Here is a 17,229-nt window from a genome sequence, read left to right as displayed (position 1 = left end):
TGATCTCTATCTGTCTTGATATCTCGCACCACCAGCAACCCATGAATTCCAAGCGGAGCAGTTATGGTTGATCGGCACGACTACGTGGCCCTCGAATGGGTCAAGGGCGACATTGCCGAAACCCTGAAACAGGCCCGTTCGGCGCTCGATGCGTACGTCGAAACCTCAGACGGCGATGCCATCGGCGAGTGCCTGGCGTGTGTCCATCAAGTGCATGGCGCGCTGCAAATGGTCGAGTTCTATGGCGCAGCCCTGCTGGCCGAGGAAATCGAAGAGCTGGCGCAGGCCCTGCAAGCCGACCGCGTGAGCCCGCGCGACGAAAGCATCCGCCTGCTGCAACAGGCCCTCAACCAATTGCCGCTGTACCTGGACCGTGTGCACAGCGCCCGCCGCGACTTGCCGCTGGTGGTGTTGCCATTGCTCAATGACCTGCGCAGCGCGCGTGGTGAAAGCCTGCTGTCGGAGACCAGCCTGTTCAGTCCGCAACTGCTGAGCATCGCGCCGCTGCCTGATGAGGCCCTGGCCCAACGTGCCGTGCCCGACCTGAAAGAACAACTGCGCCAGTGGCACCAACTGCTGCAACAGGCCTTGGCCGGGTTGCTGCGCGAAGACCATGGCCCCAGCAACCTGGAAGACATGGCGCGGGTGTTCGCGCGCCTCGAAGCCTTGTGCCAGGGCGCGCCGTTGTTGCCATTGTGGCAAGTCACCTCGGCGCTGGTCGAAGGCATGCTCACCGGCGTGATCGCCAACAGTCCGGCGCTGCGCAGCCTGCTCAAGGCCAGCGACAGACAGCTCAAGCGCCTGCTGGCCCAGGGCATCGTCGGGATCAATCAGGCAGCGCCGGATGAACTGCTCAAAAGCCTGTTGTTTTACGTCGCCAAGGTCACTCGGCCGACGCCGCGCATGCAAAGCCTCAAGGAACGCTACGGCCTGGATGAGGCCTTGCCCGACAGCGCGGTGGTCGACGCCGAGCGCGCGCGCCTGGCCGGGCCGGACCGCAACGCCATGGGCTCGGTGCTGGGCGCGTTGTGCGAAGAGCTGGTGCGGGTCAAGGAGCGCCTCGACTTGTTCGTACGCAGCGACCGCCAGCACACCAGCGACCTGGATGCGCTGCTCGCACCACTGCGGCAGATCGCCGACACCCTGGCGGTGCTGGGTTTCGGCCAGCCGCGCAAGGTCATCATCGATCAACTCGCCGTGGTACTGAGCCTGGCCCAAGGCCAGCGCGAGCCTAACGACGCCGTGCTGATGGACGTCGCCGGCGCCTTGCTCTACGTCGAAGCCACACTGGCCGGCATGGTCGGCACCGTCGAGCCGGAAAGCCGCGAAGAAAGCCGCCTGCCCACCACCGATCTGACCCAGATCCACCAATTGGTGATCCGCGAATCCTGCCAGTGCCTCAAGCAAGCCAAGGAACTGGTGATCGACTGCATTGAAGCCGACTGGGACCGCCAGCGCCTGGAGTCCCTGCCCGAGCTGCTGAGCCAGGTGCGTGGCGCCCTGGCGATGATCCCTTTGCCCCGTGCGGCGAGCCTGATGCGCGGGTGCACGGATTACGTCGACGAACAGTTGATGGGCAGCGATGCGCCACCGTCCGAGATGCAATTGGCGCATTTCGCCGACGTGATCAGCAGCCTGGAGTATTACCTCGAGCGCATGCTCCAGGACCCCGATGCCGCAGGTGAGCGCGTGCTGGAGTTGGCCACTCAAGGCTTGGCGGCGCTGGGTTACCTGCCCGTCGAGAAACCCTGGCGCCAGGCGTTGGTTGCACCGGATGGCACACTGCCGGCCGAGCTTGCGCCGAGCCAATCGCAGTACGACGCCCTGGCCAGTCCGACGTCGCGCCTCAACCCGCCGGCCCTGCAACGCCCCGGCAGCCTGTTGCCGCCGCCCGCCGACGAGGAGCCCATCGACGACGAACTGCGCGAAGTCTTCCTCGAAGAGACCGACGAAGTCCTCGAGGTGCTGCACCGTCATCTGCCCAACAGCGCGGACAAAACCGCCCAGGGCGAAATGCGCCGCGCTTTCCACACCCTCAAGGGCAGCGGCCGCATGGTGCGCGCCCTGGTCATGGCCGAGCTGGCCTGGGCCGTGGAAAACCTGCTCAACCGTGTGCTGGAGCGCAGCGTGGTGCTCGGCCCCGAGGTGCAACAGGTGCTGGATGAAGTGGTGGACCTGTTGCCGGAATTGATTGCTGACTTTGCGATCGACGACCAGCGCCAACGTGATGAAGTCGACGCCCTGGCCGCCCGCGCGCACGCCTTGGCCAGCGGTACACAAGTAGCGACTGCCGAAGCCCATGACCCGATGTTGCTGGAGATCTTCCGCAACGAGGCCCAGAGCCACCTGGACAGCCTCAACCACTTCCTGCAACAGGCCGCCGAGCATGTGCCGCTGCAAGTCAGCGATGAGCTGCAACGCGCCCTGCACACCCTCAAGGGCAGCGCCTACATGGCCGGCGTGCTGCCTATCGCCGAACTGGCGCGCCCGCTGGACCACCTGACCCGCGAGTACAAGGCCCACCGCCTGCCGCTGGACCTGGATGAAGTGGAGTTGCTGCTGGAAGCCGAAGGCCTGTTCCAGCGTGGGCTGCGCGACCTGGACAGTGATCCCTTGGCGCCGATCAACGGTGCAGAGGGCCTGATCAAGCGCACCCAAAGCCTGTTGGATCAGCAGCTTGAAGCGCTGCTCGACGTGCGCATCAAGCGCGATCCGCAGCTGATCGCCAACTTTCTGGCCCAAGGCATGGACATCCTGCTTGACGCCGAAAGCCTGCTGCGCCGCTGGCAGCAGCACCCCGGCGAGCGCCAGGAGCTGACTGCGCTGCTGGATGAACTGACCACCCTGGGCGAGGGAGCGCATGTTGCGGATCTGCACGCCATCGACGAACTCTGTGAAGCCCTTCTCGACCTCTATGGCGCGGTGGAGGAGAGCAGCCTGGCGGTGAGCGAGCGGTTTTTCCACGAGGCCGAGCAGGCCCATGAAGCGCTGATCAGCATGCTCGACCAACTGGCCGCCGGCCAGGAAATCAGCCCGGCGCCGGCCCGTGTCGAGGCCTTGCGCGAGCTGCTCGATGAAGCCCTCGACCCGTCCGCCACCGGCTTGATCAAACGCGATGGCAGTCAAGTGCTGAGCATTGCCGAACTGGGCGCCGCTACCCAGCAGTTGGATCACGAAATCACGATGGACGACGAGATCGTCGAGATCTTTCTCGAAGAAGCCGTGGACATCCTCGACAGCGCCGGCCAGTCGCTCAAGCGCTGGTTGCTGGAACCTGACAACGCCGCGCCTTTGTCGTCGTTGCAGCGCGACCTGCACACCCTCAAGGGCGGTGCACGCATGGCCGAGATCGGCCCGATTGGCGACCTGGCCCATGAGTTGGAATGCCTGTACGAGGGGTTGGTGGACCGTCGCTACAGTTACTCCACCGAGCTTTCCCAGGTGCTGATGGCCAGCCATGAGCATCTGGCCTTGCAGCTTGAAGAGCTCCAGCATCACCAACCCTTGAGTGACAACGCCGAGTTGATCGCCAAGGTGCGGGCGTTGCGCCAAGGCAACGCGCCTGCCGCATCGGCCGCTGCGCCAGCAGCGTCGGGCGCCGACCCGGAATTGCTGGATATCTTCCTCGAAGAGGCGGCCGACATTCTTGACAGTTCCAGTGCGGCGCTGTCGCGCTGGCAGGCCGCGCCCGGCAACCGCCAGGAAGTGGAAACCCTGTTGCGCGACCTGCACACCCTCAAGGGCGGCGCGCGCATGGTCGAGATCACCCCCATTGGCGACCTGGCTCACGAACTGGAATTCCTCTACGAAGGCCTGTCTGCCGGCTTGCTCGCGCCGTCGCCTGAGCTGTTCGCGTTGCTGCAGGGCTGCCACGACCGCCTGGCGCAGATGATCGATGCCGTGGCGGACGGCTTGCCGGTCGGCTCGGTGGACAAGCTCATCGAGCGCATCAAAAGCCTGGTGCACCCAAACCAGGAGCCGGTGACGCCGGTGGCGTTGCCCGCAGGCAAGGCGGAGGCCGTGGTGGACCCGGCTGCCGACATGGTGAAGATCTCCGCCGAGCTGCTGGATGATCTGGTCAACCTGGCCGGTGAAACGTCGATTTTCCGCGGCCGTATCGAGCAGCAGGTCAACGACGCACGCATTGTCCTCACGGAAGTGGAAACCACTCTCTCACGCATGCGCGACCAACTGCGTCGTCTCGACACCGAAACCCAGGGCCGCATCCTCAGCCGCCAGCAGGCCGAGGCCGAGCGGCTGGGCTACGAAGAATTCGACCCGCTGGAGATGGACCGCCATTCGCAGTTGCAGCAACTGTCCCGTGCGCTGTCCGAATCGGCCTCCGACCTGCTCGACCTCAAGGACACCCTTGAACGCCGCAACGAGGACGCCCATGGCCTGTTGCAACAACAGGCACGCATCAATACCGAGTTGCAGGAAGGCCTGATGCGCACGCGCATGGTGCCGTTCGAACGCATGCTGCCACGCCTCAAGCGCATCGTTCGGCAGGTGGCGGGCGAGTTGGGCAAGGACGTGGAATTCATCGTCGGCAACGCCGAAGGCGAGATGGACCGCAATGTGCTGGAACGCATGGCGGCGCCCCTGGAACATATGTTGCGCAATGCCGTCGACCACGGCCTGGAGTCCCGCGATGCGCGACTGCTGGCCGGCAAGCCGGAGAAAGGCCGCATCACCCTGGACCTGACCCACGAAGGCGGCGATATCGTCTTCGACATGCGCGACGACGGCGCCGGCGTGCCGCTGGAAGCCGTGCGGCGCAAGGCGATCAAGCGTGGCCTGCTCGGGGCGCATCAAGAGATGAGCGACCGCGACGTGTTGCAGTTCATCCTGCAGCCGGGGTTCTCCACGGCCGAAAAGATCACGCAGATTTCCGGGCGCGGCGTGGGCATGGACGTGGTGCATGAAGAGGTTCGCCAGCTCGGCGGCTCGATGGTCATTGACTCGACCCCGGGCGAGGGTGTGCATTTCCGCATTCGTTTGCCGTTCACCGTGTCGGTCAACCGTGCACTCATGGTGCAGTGCGCGGACGATCAATACGCGATCCCGCTCAACACCATCGAGGGCCTGGTGCGGGTGCTGCCCCATGAACTGGCCGGGCATTACCAGCAAGACCCGCCGTATTATGAATACGCCGGCCAGCGTTACGAACTGTTCTACCTGGGCGATCTGCTGCACACCGTCAGCCGCCCCAAACTGCTGGGCCAGTATCAACCGGTGCCGGTACTGCTGGTGCAGTGCAATGAACGGCACGTGGCCATCCATGTGGACGCCATGGCCGGCACGCGGGAGATTGTGGTCAAGGGCCTGGGGCCGCAGTTTGCCGGTGTGCAGGGCTTGTCCGGGGCGACAATCCTGGGCGATGGTCGCGTGGTGCTGATCATTGACCTGCTGGCGCATATCCGTGCGCGGCAACCCGCGCTGCCGGCCCAGCCGGTCGACGCGCCACTGATCCTCAACGACCCGCTGAAAAAGCGCCCGTTGCTGGTGCTGGTGGTGGACGACTCGGTTACCGTGCGCAAAGTCACCAGCCGCCTGCTGGAGCGCAACGGCATGAACGTGCTCACCGCGAAAGACGGCATCGACGCGCTGGCAGTGCTGGAAGAACATACACCGGACCTGATGCTGCTCGACATCGAAATGCCGCGCATGGACGGCTTCGAAGTCGCCACCCAAGTGCGCAACGACCCCCGGCTGATGCGCCTGCCGATCATCATGATCACCTCGCGCACCGGCCAGAAACACCGCGACCGCGCCATGGCCATCGGCGTCAACGACTACCTGGGCAAGCCGTACCAGGAATCGGTGCTGCTCGAAAGCATCGCCTACTGGAGCAAGTCCCATGCTTGACCACCGCACCAGCCAACTCACTGGCCTGCTGCTGCCCCTGGCCGATCGCCACCTGGTGCTGCCCAACGTCGCCATCGCCGAGCTGATCGACTTCCAGCGCGGCGAACCGGCCAGCGACGCGCCGCCGTGGTACTTGCGACAAGTGACCTGGCGCGACCGGCAGATCCCGCTGATCAGCTTCGAAGCGGTGTGCGGTGAAGCCAGTGTGACCGGCGAACGCTCGCGGATTGTGGTGCTGAATGCGCTGGGTGGGCGGCCGACGTTGAAGTTTATTGCGCTGGTGATCCAGGGGATTCCACGGTCGTACAAGCTCGACAGTGAGTTGAGTTATGTGGACGTGCCGCTGTGCCCGCTGGAACTGGCGGCGGTGCAGGTGGGCGAACATGTGGCTAAGGTGCCGGATTTGCTTGGGCTGGAGGCACTGCTGGTAGAGTCCGGCCTGGCCTGAGCCCTCATTCTCAATCCCAGTGAATATCAAAATGTGGGAGGGGGCTTGCCCCCGATGGCTGACTGTCAGTTGATACTTCTATGCCTGACCCACCGCAATCGGGGGCAAGCTCTGTCTTACATTTGATCCTCTGTGTTTGACAGGCCGTCGCGACCCAAACCGCCCAAAAATGTCGGAACTGAATGTTATTTGTGTAAGTAATTTCTTTAACTGGATTGGGCCGGTTTTCTGGCCTGAGTGGGATGCTAGGTTCGGCGCTTCCCTTTGCCAGTAAGGACACGCAAATGGCTGTGCCGTTAATGCCTCCCGGTGTTTCAATGTTTGAAAATATGGCGATTGCCAAGTGCAAGCGCATCCATCTCAGGCCGGGTTCGGCGTTTGCCTATTCTTGGTTTTATTCGCAGGTCAGAGCTGCAGGGCCGTGGAACTACAAGAAGCAAGGGCGTCAATACGAGGCTTTTGGTAATTTCAATTACGGTGCCACGGGCACGGTGTTAGGCATTCCCGATCATGTGTTACTGCGGGCTGCAGGAGTTGCTCAAACCATCGCCAAAACCACCCTGCCGGATTTTGGCTCATGGTGGGGAGATGATCCTTTTGGTGATGACCCGCGAGATCAATATTGGATAAGGAGAGGTATCGAGTATGCGATTTCACAAGGCTACTGAAGGCCTCATACCGATCCTGCGTAACTGCCTGCTGGTGGGCTGCCTGATTTATATCGCAGGCAGTTGGTTACTATCACCCGGAACACCGGATTTGGACGAAGTGGTGTTGAAGCATTCCTTGGGCAACGGCTCCTCGATCTATGGCGCGCGGGATGGCCAAGGCGGTGCAACGGTGGGCTTTTCATACCGCTACTACGTGCATAGGAACTTGAGTAACGATCGGGAAATACTCACCACATTGGTGTCGGCGCATCCTTTTCTGAAAACCAAGGAACCCAATGTTCAAGTGAGTGAGCATGAGGGCGTGCTTACATTGGATATTCAGGGGCGAGTGTACGAGTACAACAGCTATGCCCTCGAAGGTCTTGGCCCGATCAAGGTGGTGATGGGGCTGTGATGGACTGGGCTTCGGATTTTTCCTGCAAGATGTTGGGCTGTGCATGAACTTGTCGGGCGCGGACAGCGCGCCTAGTCTTCGTCCCGTCATCGCAAAAAACGGTGACACGGACGTGCAAGTCCGGTTACATGTCGGCGCACAAACGCCCATAGCCATTCAACGGGCGTTTTTTATGCCTGCTGTACTCGTTATGGCGGCTGTGCGTGGGAGATCCCTCGGGGTCTGCCGGGGTCCGATATGCCCGGTCTTGCACACCTGCGCACAGCTGCCACCTTAATTCGCGTGCAAGCGGAAGAGGGCAGTCTCCATCACATATCGGAGTTGTAGATCATGATCAAACCCACCCCCAATCCGCCCCTCTTCACCGTAAACCCTCACCAAGACACCGAAACCCTGCTGGTCAACGCCAGCGAAACCCTGTCTTCCCTCAACGCACTCACTTGCAACCTCGCCTTCGACCTGGACACCTCCCAGCGCGCGATCATGCTCGGCATCCAGCAAATGGCGGAGTTGGGGCAATTGCTGGTAGATCGGGCCTTGGAGCAAGTCAGCCCGGCGCCGGCCTCTTGAAACGGTCCCAAATAGGGACTGATCGTTCCCTATTTGGGACCGCTACTTAAGGCACCTCTGAACACGTGTGGCGAGCGGGGCAAGCCCGCTCGCCACAGAGGCATACCTTGCCGCGCTGCAATTGCTCGCTCCATCGTAAAGATCCCCACCCCACTGCCGATAGCCAGGGGAGTTTTTCGACAGAAGTATCGACGCAATGTGGCTTTTGGATGGGTTTGCCTGGCTGTACGACCTCAACCGTTTTACCGGCACGCTTCTGATGTGGTTTGGCGTGCTGGTGCTCACGGCGGCGGTGACCATGAACGTGCAGTCCAATCGTGGGAAGCTGTGGGGGTTCATGATTACCACCGCAGGCGCGGTGTTTATCCTGGTGTACCTCGAAAGCCTAAAGCTGGTCGGTGCCGATAAGGCAATCAGGGGCGTCGTGAGTAATTTTGTGGTCATGACCCTGGGCGGTCTTGGCTCGGGTCTGCTGGCGGTGGCGATATCCAAGGGGCCGACCCCGGAAGAAGACAAACAGGCTCGAGGGTTTATCCGTGATCGTCTGCTGAACGCGCTTGAATACGCCTTTGTGTATGTGGCGATTTGCGCGTTCACCGTGTTCGCGGTGTGCTTGCCGCTCAACCTGCTGGGCTGGCCTCCCGTCGACGAGCACGACTTGCTGAGCCTGCTGATGGTGTGCCTGGGTGCCCTGCTGGGTTACGCGATAACCTCCCGTCCCAATCGCTTGAGAAACTGGGAGCAACTGGGCGGCTGCGCGCTGGTGGCGCTGCTCTTGCTGCTGTCGCCGGTTTACGCCCAGGCGCTGTCGAGCCTGTGGGAGTGGAGTTGGGCGGCTGTGTTGGGGCTGCACGGTTTTGCCGCGTTGGCATTGTTAAGAACCATATGGTTCCACCGCAGCGAATGGCACAGCACCTGAACGCCCGTGTTCATTGAGCCATCATTAATCCAGGCGTAACAGTCCAGCGCTCAGCTTGATTGATGGCCCCCTCAATCACTCCTAAGGTAAGCCCCACGACAGCAAACCCGTGGAGCGACCATGACAACAACAATCACCCCCGACTCACGCTGGACGCGGCGGCGCGACGAGAAGCAGCGGCGGCTCGGGCTGGTCAGGCAATACGCAGACGGTGCGGTGCTGCCCAGCGACAGGATCGTCGAGGCGCTTGAGGCGCTGATCCTCCCCGGCGACCGCGTGGTGCTGGAAGGCAACAACCAGAAACAGGCTGATTTCCTCTCGCGCTCCCTGGCCAAGGCCGACCCGGCCAAGCTCCACGATTTGCACATGATCATGCCCAGTGTCGGCCGCTCCGAGCACCTGGACCTGTTTGAAAAAGGCATCGCCCGCAAGCTGGACTTTTCCTTCGCCGGCACCCAATCCCTGCGCATCAGCCAGTTGCTCGAAGACGGCTTGCTGGAAATCGGCGCGATCCACACCTACATCGAACTCTATGCGCGGCTGGTGGTGGACCTGATCCCCAACGTGGTGCTTTCCGCCGGCTTCATGGCCGACCGCGCCGGCAATATCTACACCGGCGCCAGCACCGAAGACACTCCGGCGCTGATCGAGCCAGCCGCGTTCAGCGATGGCATCGTCATCGTGCAAGTCAACCAGTTGGTGGACGACGTCACCGACTTGCCCCGCGTCGACATCCCCGCGAGCTGGGTGGACTTTGTGGTGGTGGCCGACAAGCCGTTCTATATCGAGCCACTGTTTACCCGCGATCCCCGCCACATCAAGCCGGTGCATGTGTTGATGGCGATGATGGCGATCCGTGGCATCTACGAAAAACACAACGTGCAATCCCTCAACCACGGCATCGGTTTCAACACCGCCGCCATCGAGCTGATCCTGCCGACCTACGGCGAATCCCTCGGCCTCAAGGGCAAGATCTGCCGCAACTGGACACTCAACCCGCACCCCACGCTGATCCCCGCCATCGAAAGCGGCTGGGTGGAAAGCGTGCATTGCTTTGGCACCGAACTGGGCATGGAAAACTACATCGCCGCCCGCCCGGATGTGTTCTTCACCGGTCGCGACGGCTCGATGCGTTCCAACCGCATGTTCTGCCAGCTCGCCGGCCAATACGCGGTGGACCTGTTTATCGGCGCCACCCTGCAAGTCGACGGCGACGGCCATTCCTCCACCGTGACCCGTGGCCGACTCGCCGGTTTTGGTGGCGCGCCGAACATGGGCCATGACCCACGCGGTCGCCGCCATGGCACACCCGCATGGCTGGACATGCGCCACGACGATGCGCCCGAAGCCTTGCTGGAGCGCGGCAAAAAACTCGTGGTGCAAATGGTCGAGACCTTCCAGGAAGGCGGCAAACCCACCTTCGTCGACACCCTCGACGCCGTGGAAGTCGCACGCAAAAGCGGCATGCCCCTGGCGCCGATCATGATCTACGGCGATGACGTCACCCACCTGCTCACCGAAGAAGGCATCGCGTACCTGTACAAGGCGCGCTCCCTCGAAGAGCGCCAGGCGATGATCGCCGCTGTCGCGGGCGTCACGGCCATCGGCATGCGCCACAACCCAAAGGACAGCGCACGCATGCGCCGCGAAGGCCTGATCGCCTTGCCCGAAGACCTGGGGATTCGCCGCACCGACGCCACCCGCGAGTTGTTGGCCGCCAAGAGCGTAGCCGACCTGGTGGACTGGTCTGGCGGCCTGTACAACCCGCCCGCCAAATTCAGGAGCTGGTAAATGCGCGCCCTCAAACTGCGTGAACTCAGCCTTGCGGATCGCCTGGCTGACATGGCCGTCGATGCGCTGATCGATGAAGCCGACCTGTCGCCCAAACCCGCCCTGGTGGATAGGCGTGGCAACGGCGCCCATAGCGATTTGCACTTGGGCCTGATGCACGCTTCGGCGTTGTCGCTGTGGCCGATGTTCAAGGAAATGGCCGAGGCCGCGATTGAGATCGGTGAAGTCGGTTTGCCCCTGCGTGAAGCCCTCGGGCGTCTTGGCCGTGACGGTGAGCAGGCAATGCTGACCACCACCAACGGCGTGAACACCCATCGTGGCGCGATCTGGGCACTCGGGCTGCTCACCGCCGCCGCCGCGCTGCAACCACGCGCCGTGACGCTGACTGCCGCCAGACTGGCCCTGCTCCACGACCGCTTCGCCCCACAACCCATGAGCCATGGCGCCCAGGTTGCCCAACGCTACGGCGCACGCGGTGCCCGTGAAGAAGCGCAGCTCGGCTTCCCGTCCGTGGTGCAACGTGGCCTGCCGCAACTGCGTAAAAGCCGCCTGCACCATGCCGGCGAACAGAACGCTCGCCTGGACGCCTTGCTCGCGATCATGACCGAGCTGGCCGACACTTGCGTGCTCTACCGCGCCGGCACCGAAGGCCTTCAAGCCATGCAGCACGGTGCCCAAGCCGTGCTGGACGCTGGCGGCAGCGCAACCCTGGCCGGTCGGCGCCAACTGCATGAGCTGGACCAGCAACTCCTGGCCCTGAATGCCTCCCCCGGCGGCGCCGCCGACCTGTTGGCCGCCTGCCTGTTTATCGACCGCCTCGACGGAGCGTTGTGATGGAAACCTTATCCTTTGAATTCCCCGCCGGGCAGCCGCCAAAAGGCCGTGCGCTGGTGGGTTGCGTCGGCTCGGGCGACCTGGAAGTGCTGCTGGAACCGGGCACGCCGGGCACCCTGACCATCCAGGTGCAGACTTCGGTGAACGGCGCCGAACAACGCTGGCAACATCTGTTCGAGAGGATGTTCCAGGAGCAGACGCCACCGGCCTTGAACATCGATATTCACGACTTCGGTGCCACCCCTGGCGTGGTGCGCTTGCGCCTGGAGCAGGGTTTCGAGGAGGTCGGCCATGACTGACTTGCTCGCCAGACACAGCTTCGTCGAGCTGGGCGCTCGGCAGCGCGCCAAGGCTTTGCTGGACGTTGGCTCTTACCGCGAATTGATCGACCCGTTCCAGCGTGTCATGTCGCCGTGGCTCAGCCGCCAGGGTGTGGTGCCCCAGGCCGATGACGGTGTGGTGATCGCCAAGGGCAGCCTCGGCGGGAAACCGGTGGTGATTGCCGCCATCGAAGGCAACTTCCAGGGCGGCAGCCTCGGCGAAGTGGGCGGTGCGAAAATCGCCGGCGCATTGGAACTGGCGGCCGAAGACAATCGCAAGGGCATCCCGACCCGCGCTGTGTTGTTGCTGGAGACTGGTGGCGTGCGCTTGCAGGAGGCCAACCTGGGCCTGGCGGCGATTGCGGATATCCATGCGGCGATTGTCGACCTGCGTCAGTACCAGCCGGTGATCGGCGTGGTGGCGGGCAGTGTCGGTTGCTTTGGCGGCATGTCTATCGCGGCCGGGTTGTGCAGTTACCTGGTGGTCACTCGCGAAGCACGCCTTGGCTTGAATGGCCCGCAAGTGATCGAACAGGAAGCGGGGCTTGAAGAGTACGACTCCCGCGACCGGCCCTTCATCTGGAGCCTTACCGGCGGCGAGCAACGCCTCAACAGTGGCTTGGTCGACCGTTACGTGGCGGACGATGTGGCCGAGATTCAACAGACTGTGAGTGCGCTGCTGCAACAAGGCCTGCCCGCCCGACAACGCAGCCGCCAGTCCGAATATTACCTGGCGCGCCTGGCCGAACTGGACGCTACGCCGCAGATCGACCCGGCGACGGTGCGCGCGCTGTATCAAGGAGAACGCTCATGAGAGGTTTGCAGTGGTTCAACGCATTGAGCGCCGGCGCCACGCCTGTCGAGGGTTTGCCAAACTCCGTGAAAGTGGCCGACGGCCTGCTGGACGAACGAGCCGTACGCTTTATCGCCGTGGTCACCGACCCCCAAAACCGTTTCCCCCGCGCACGCAATGGCGAAGTCGGTTTGCTGGAAGGTTGGGGGTTGGCGAAGGCTGTCGATGAAGCCATCGCCCGTGGCGACAAGCGCCCCATCATCGCCATCGTCGACGTGCCCAGCCAAGCCTATGGCCGTCGCGAAGAAGCCCTCGGCATCCACCAGGCGCTGGCGGCCGCCGCCGACAGCTACGCTCGCGCACGGCTGGCCGGGCACCCGGTGATCGCGCTGCTGGTGGGCAAGGCCATGTCCGGCGCGTTCCTCGCCCACGGCTACCAGGCCAACCGCCTGATCGCCCTGCGCGACCCCGGCGTGATGGTGCACGCCATGGGCAAGGCTTCGGCGGCGCGGGTGACCCTGCGCAGCGTCGAAGAGCTGGAAGCCCTGGCCGCCAACGTGCCGCCGATGGCCTATGACATCGATAGCTATGCCAGCCTCGGTCTGCTCTGGGAGACGCTCTCGGTCAGCCAGATCGAACAGCCCACTGCGGACGACGTGGCGCGGGTCGGCGATTGCCTGGTGCATGCGATCAAGGATATCGGCAACACCGACTTGAGCAGCCGCCTCGGCGCTACCAACCGCGCCGCCTCCAGCCACGTGCGCCAACTGCTGCGGGAGCAATGGTGAACGCCCACGACCTGCTCTGGGGCATGACCCCGGCGCACCTGCCCGCTGGCGCGCCGGCGTGGGCGAAGGATGCGGTTGGCACGGTAGTCGTGCGTCGCGCCATCGTCGCGCCGGGCTTTGTCGCGGTGGGCGTGCGTGGGCGTTTGCGCGAGCAGCGGTTTGCCGCGTTGATGCCGATGGCAGCCGTACAGCGGCGGGTCGCGCCGGAAGCGTTGCGCGATGTGGTGTCGACAAGGGATCTACCGGCATTGCAGGCCCTCGATCAACTGCGGCCCGTGCTGGCGCCATTGAGTTGGGGCGTCACGGGCAGCGCAGGTTTTGAGTTGGCGACGGGCATTGAAGCCCTGCATGCCCAGAGCGACCTGGACCTGATTCTGCGCACGCCCGAGCCGCTGGATCGCAACGATGCACGCGACCTGCTGGCCACTTTGGATGAAGTTACGTGTGCCGTGGACCTGCAACTGCAGACACCTTTCGGCGCCGTCGCCTTGCGCGAATGGGCCGGTCCATCACGGCGGGTGCTGTTGAAAACCGCCAACGGTGCGCATTTGGTCATTGATCCCTGGCAGGCCGTGGCATGAGCAGCCTTCTGGTGTTCCCAGGGCAGGGCGCCCAGCGCCCGGGCATGCTCCAGGTGGTGCCGGCCGACGTGCTGGAGCAGGCCAGCGATGCCTTGGGTGAAGACGTTCGCACCTTGGATTCGGCCGAGGCCCTGGCCAATACCCGCGCTGTACAACTCTGCCTGCTGATCGCCGGCGTGGCCAACGCCCGCCTGCTGCAACACACGCCGGACTACGTCGCAGGCCTGTCCATTGGTGCCTATGCGGCGGCGGTGATTGCCGGCGCGATGGACTTCAACGAGGCAATCAAGCTGGTCAGCCTGCGCGGTGAGCTGATGCAAAACGCTTACCCACAGGGCTACGGCATGACCGCGATCATCGGCCCCGAGTTATCCACCGTCGAAAACCTGCTGGCCGAAATCCACAGCCCTGAAACCCCGGTGTATCTGGCCAATATCAATGCCGATAATCAGACCGTCATCGCCGGCAGCGACCAGGCCATGAAATGCGTCGCCGACCGCGTCAAGGGCAATGGCATCGCCAAGCGCCTGGCTGTCAGCGTGCCCTCCCATTGCGCATTGTTGGACCAACCGGCACAGGCCCTGGCCCAAGCCTTCGGTACGCTCAAGACGCCGCGCATCACCTACCTGAGCAGCACCCGCGCACGGCCCATTCACACCCCCGAGCAACTGCGCGACGACCTGGCCTTCAACATGTGCCGCGTCGTCGACTGGCGCGGCACCGTGCAAAGCGCCTACGAGCGCGGCGTGCGCCTGCAAATCGAACTGCCACCGGGCGCCGTGCTCACCGGCCTGTCACGCCGGGTGTTTGAACAAGGCACGGTGATCGCCTTTGAGGGCGCACGCCTGGACACCTTGCAGGCCCTGCTGCAAGAGGAGGAGCGCCGCCACCGATAGAGCACTACCCAAGGCTTTCGAAGCACAACAACAACAATTTCGATCGAGCACTTTGAGGACAACAACAATGATTATCTACGGTGTGGCATTACTGGCGATCTGCACGCTCGCGGGCGTGATCATGGGCGACATGCTCGGCGTGTTGCTGGGTGTCAAATCCAACGTCGGCGGGGTGGGGATCGCGATGATCCTGTTGATCTGCGCCCGCCTGTGGATGCAAAAGCGTGGCGGCATGACCAAGGACTGCGAAATGGGCGTGGGATTCTGGGGTGCCATGTACATCCCGGTGGTCGTGGCGATGGCTGCGCAACAGAACGTCGTCACCGCCTTGCACGGCGGCCCGGTAGCGGTGCTGGCGGCGATCGGTTCGGTGGTGGTGTGTGGTTGCACGATTGCCCTGATCAGCCGCACGCACAAGGGCGAGCCGTTGCCCGATGAAGAGCCGCTGATTGCTCCAGTGGGAGGTCGCTGATATGTGGGATCTCATCGAAAAAGGCCTGGAACACAACGGCCTGATCACCGCGTTTGCCTTCGTGGGTGTGGTCATGTGGCTCTCCGTGGTGCTGTCCAGGCGCCTGACCTTCGGGCGCATTCATGGCTCGGCGATTGCCATCGTTATCGGCCTGGTATTGGCCTGGGTCGGTGGCACGATTACCGGCGGTCAGAAAGGCCTGGCGGACCTGGCGCTGTTCTCCGGCATCGGCCTGATGGGCGGCGCGATGCTGCGCGACTTTGCCATCGTCGCCACGGCTTTCGAGGTGCAAGCCACCGAGGCGCGCAAGGCCGGGATGATTGGCGTGATCGCGCTGCTGCTGGGGACGATCCTGCCGTTCATCGTAGGCGCGAGCATGGCTTGGGCGTTTGGTTATCGCGATGCGATCAGCATGACCACCATTGGCGCAGGGGCTGTGACCTACATCGTCGGCCCGGTGACCGGCGCGGCGATTGGCGCGACCTCGGATGTGATGGCGCTGTCGATTGCCACCGGCTTGATCAAGGCGATCCTGGTCATGGTCGGTACGCCGGTCGCGGCGCGCTGGATGGGCTTGGACAACCCGCGTTCGGCGATGGTGTTTGGTGGGTTGGCCGGCACCGTCAGCGGTGTGACGGCGGGGCTGGCGGCGACGGATCGGCGGTTGGTGCCGTATGGCGCGTTGACGGCGACGTTCCACACCGGGCTGGGCTGCCTGCTTGGGCCTTCGTTGCTGTATTTCATTGTGCGCGGCCTGGTTGGGTAAGGGGTCTATCAGGGCCTCATCGGGGGCAAGCCCCCTCCCACATTTGAACTGCGAACACATTCAAGTGTGGGAGGGGGCTTGCCCCCGATAGCGGTGTGTCAGGCCGGCACCTGGCGGTTGGCATACATCCGACACTCTGCCAGCAACGCCAGCAGGTTCGGGTCCCTTTCCTTGGCCTTCAGGAACACCACCCCGATATGCTGCTGCAACCGATACCTGGGTTGCAGCGGTATCAGCTTCACGCGGTTCTCATACACCGCCGCAATCCGCCCCGGCAGCAGCGCATAACCCACGCCCGAGCTGACCATGCTCAGCAGCGTGAAGATATCATTGACCTGCATCGCCACCTTCGGCTCGAACCCCGCCTGCTTGAACACACGGTTGCCATCCTGGTGCGTGGCGAAGCCTTGGGTGAGGGTGATGAAGGTCGCGTCGCGCACGTCGGCGAGGTCGATTTCCCGCTCGCGGTCGAAGGGTGAGTCGGCCGGGGTGGCGAGGAAGATATCGTCGGAAAACAGCGCGATCTGTTCGCAGTCGGGGTCGTTGGCGTGCTCATCCAGGGAGATGAGGATCGCGTCTACTTCCATGTTCTTGAGCTTGTAGAGCAGGTCGAAGTTTGAACCCAGGATCAGGTCGATATTGAGCTCGCTGCGGCGGATCTTCAGGCCCATGATCAATTGCGGCACGGTCTTCACCGTCAGCGAATACAGCGAGCCCAATTTGAAGCGTTCGGCGGAGAACCCGGCGGCTTCGCGGGTCAGGCGTACGCTGTCGACCACGTCGGCCACCAGTTTCTGCGCACGTTCTTCGAGGACGTACGCGCTTTCCAACGGGGTGAGGTTGCGCCCTTCATGCTTGAACAGCGGGCAGCGCAGGGCGTTTTCCAGGGAGTGGATGGCGCGGTGTACGCTCACATTGCTGGTTTGCAGCTCGGCGGCGGCGCGGGTCAGGTTGCCGGTGCGCATGAACGCCAGGAAGATTTCCAGTTTCTTGAGGGTGAATTCTTCGTCGATCAGCATGGCCGTGGCTCTTGTTCGAATGCCGTCGATTGTGCCCGCAAAACCGTTCGGCGTCGCCGGAACGTCATAAGCCGCTTGCACTCTTATGCGCAAGGCTGG

General features: G+C 63.2%; 16 protein-coding genes. 15 read left to right on the top strand and 1 reads right to left on the bottom strand.

Going from position 1 to position 17,229, the window contains the following annotated elements:
* Positions 1-63 precede the first annotated feature (63 nt).
* The 15 genes from BFN10_RS15160 (at position 64) to madM (ending at position 16,111) form a co-directional block, all read left to right on the top strand.
* Positions 64-5,868: an Hpt domain-containing protein gene (locus tag BFN10_RS15160; RefSeq protein WP_071490362.1), complete on the top strand. Its 5,805-nt coding sequence runs from the start codon at positions 64-66 to the stop codon at positions 5,866-5,868.
* Complete coding sequence (locus tag BFN10_RS15155; protein WP_058426570.1) at positions 5,861-6,316, top strand: chemotaxis protein CheW; 456 nt, start codon at positions 5,861-5,863, stop codon at positions 6,314-6,316. The genes BFN10_RS15160 and BFN10_RS15155 overlap by 8 nt, the downstream gene beginning before the upstream one ends.
* 284 nt (positions 6,317-6,600) lie before the next feature.
* Complete coding sequence (locus tag BFN10_RS28840; protein WP_081049329.1) at positions 6,601-6,984, top strand: polymorphic toxin type 44 domain-containing protein; 384 nt, start codon at positions 6,601-6,603, stop codon at positions 6,982-6,984.
* On the top strand, positions 6,962-7,381 hold the full coding sequence (locus BFN10_RS15150; protein WP_058426571.1) for a hypothetical protein: 420 nt from the start codon (positions 6,962-6,964) through the stop codon (positions 7,379-7,381). Before BFN10_RS28840 ends, BFN10_RS15150 begins: the two co-directional genes overlap by 23 nt.
* 330 nt (positions 7,382-7,711) lie before the next feature.
* Positions 7,712-7,951: a DUF6124 family protein gene (locus tag BFN10_RS15145; RefSeq protein ID WP_071490361.1), complete on the top strand. Its 240-nt coding sequence runs from the start codon at positions 7,712-7,714 to the stop codon at positions 7,949-7,951.
* Positions 7,952-8,147: 196 nt separating this feature from the next.
* On the top strand, positions 8,148-8,870 hold the full coding sequence (locus BFN10_RS15140; protein WP_071490360.1) for a hypothetical protein: 723 nt from the start codon (positions 8,148-8,150) through the stop codon (positions 8,868-8,870).
* 120 nt (positions 8,871-8,990) lie between these two features.
* On the top strand, positions 8,991-10,661 hold the full coding sequence (mdcA, locus tag BFN10_RS15135; RefSeq protein WP_071490359.1) for a malonate decarboxylase subunit alpha: 1,671 nt from the start codon (positions 8,991-8,993) through the stop codon (positions 10,659-10,661).
* Positions 10,662-11,495 carry a triphosphoribosyl-dephospho-CoA synthase gene (locus BFN10_RS15130; protein WP_071490358.1) on the top strand — a complete coding sequence of 278 codons (834 nt, stop codon included), beginning with the start codon at positions 10,662-10,664 and terminating at the stop codon, positions 11,493-11,495.
* Positions 11,495-11,794, top strand: a complete 300-nt coding sequence (locus BFN10_RS15125; RefSeq protein ID WP_071490357.1) for a malonate decarboxylase subunit delta — start codon at positions 11,495-11,497, stop codon at positions 11,792-11,794. The genes BFN10_RS15130 and BFN10_RS15125 overlap by 1 nt, the downstream gene beginning before the upstream one ends.
* The gene (locus BFN10_RS15120) at positions 11,787-12,629 is read left to right on the top strand and encodes a biotin-independent malonate decarboxylase subunit beta (RefSeq protein ID WP_071490356.1); all 843 of its coding nucleotides are present in this window, start codon (positions 11,787-11,789) and stop codon (positions 12,627-12,629) included. Before BFN10_RS15125 ends, BFN10_RS15120 begins: the two co-directional genes overlap by 8 nt.
* On the top strand, positions 12,626-13,396 hold the full coding sequence (gene mdcE / locus BFN10_RS15115) for a biotin-independent malonate decarboxylase subunit gamma (RefSeq protein ID WP_071490355.1): 771 nt from the start codon (positions 12,626-12,628) through the stop codon (positions 13,394-13,396). Before BFN10_RS15120 ends, mdcE begins: the two co-directional genes overlap by 4 nt.
* Positions 13,390-13,977 carry a malonate decarboxylase holo-ACP synthase gene (locus tag BFN10_RS15110; protein WP_071490354.1) on the top strand — a complete coding sequence of 196 codons (588 nt, stop codon included), beginning with the start codon at positions 13,390-13,392 and terminating at the stop codon, positions 13,975-13,977. The genes mdcE and BFN10_RS15110 overlap by 7 nt, the downstream gene beginning before the upstream one ends.
* Complete coding sequence (gene mdcH / locus BFN10_RS15105) at positions 13,974-14,873, top strand: malonate decarboxylase subunit epsilon (protein WP_071490353.1); 900 nt, start codon at positions 13,974-13,976, stop codon at positions 14,871-14,873. Before BFN10_RS15110 ends, mdcH begins: the two co-directional genes overlap by 4 nt.
* Positions 14,874-14,940: 67 nt before the next feature.
* Entirely contained in the window at positions 14,941-15,345 is a 405-nt protein-coding gene (gene madL / locus BFN10_RS15100; RefSeq protein ID WP_015886323.1) for a malonate transporter subunit MadL, read from the top strand.
* A 1-nt stretch (position 15,346) separates the two neighbouring features.
* On the top strand, positions 15,347-16,111 hold the full coding sequence (gene madM / locus BFN10_RS15095; protein WP_071490352.1) for a malonate transporter subunit MadM: 765 nt from the start codon (positions 15,347-15,349) through the stop codon (positions 16,109-16,111).
* Positions 16,112-16,209: 98 nt separating this feature from the next.
* Here madM and BFN10_RS15090 read toward each other — a convergent pair whose 3' ends face one another.
* On the bottom strand, positions 16,210-17,130 hold the full coding sequence (locus tag BFN10_RS15090) for a LysR family transcriptional regulator (protein WP_071490351.1): 921 nt from the start codon (positions 17,128-17,130) through the stop codon (positions 16,210-16,212).
* Between the last annotated feature and the right edge of the window lie 99 nt (positions 17,131-17,229).

It is taken from the genome of Pseudomonas extremorientalis (genome assembly GCF_001870465.1).
GTDB lineage: Bacteria > Pseudomonadota > Gammaproteobacteria > Pseudomonadales > Pseudomonadaceae > Aquipseudomonas > Aquipseudomonas extremorientalis.
This window is presented reverse-complemented; position numbering and strand designations above follow the sequence as displayed.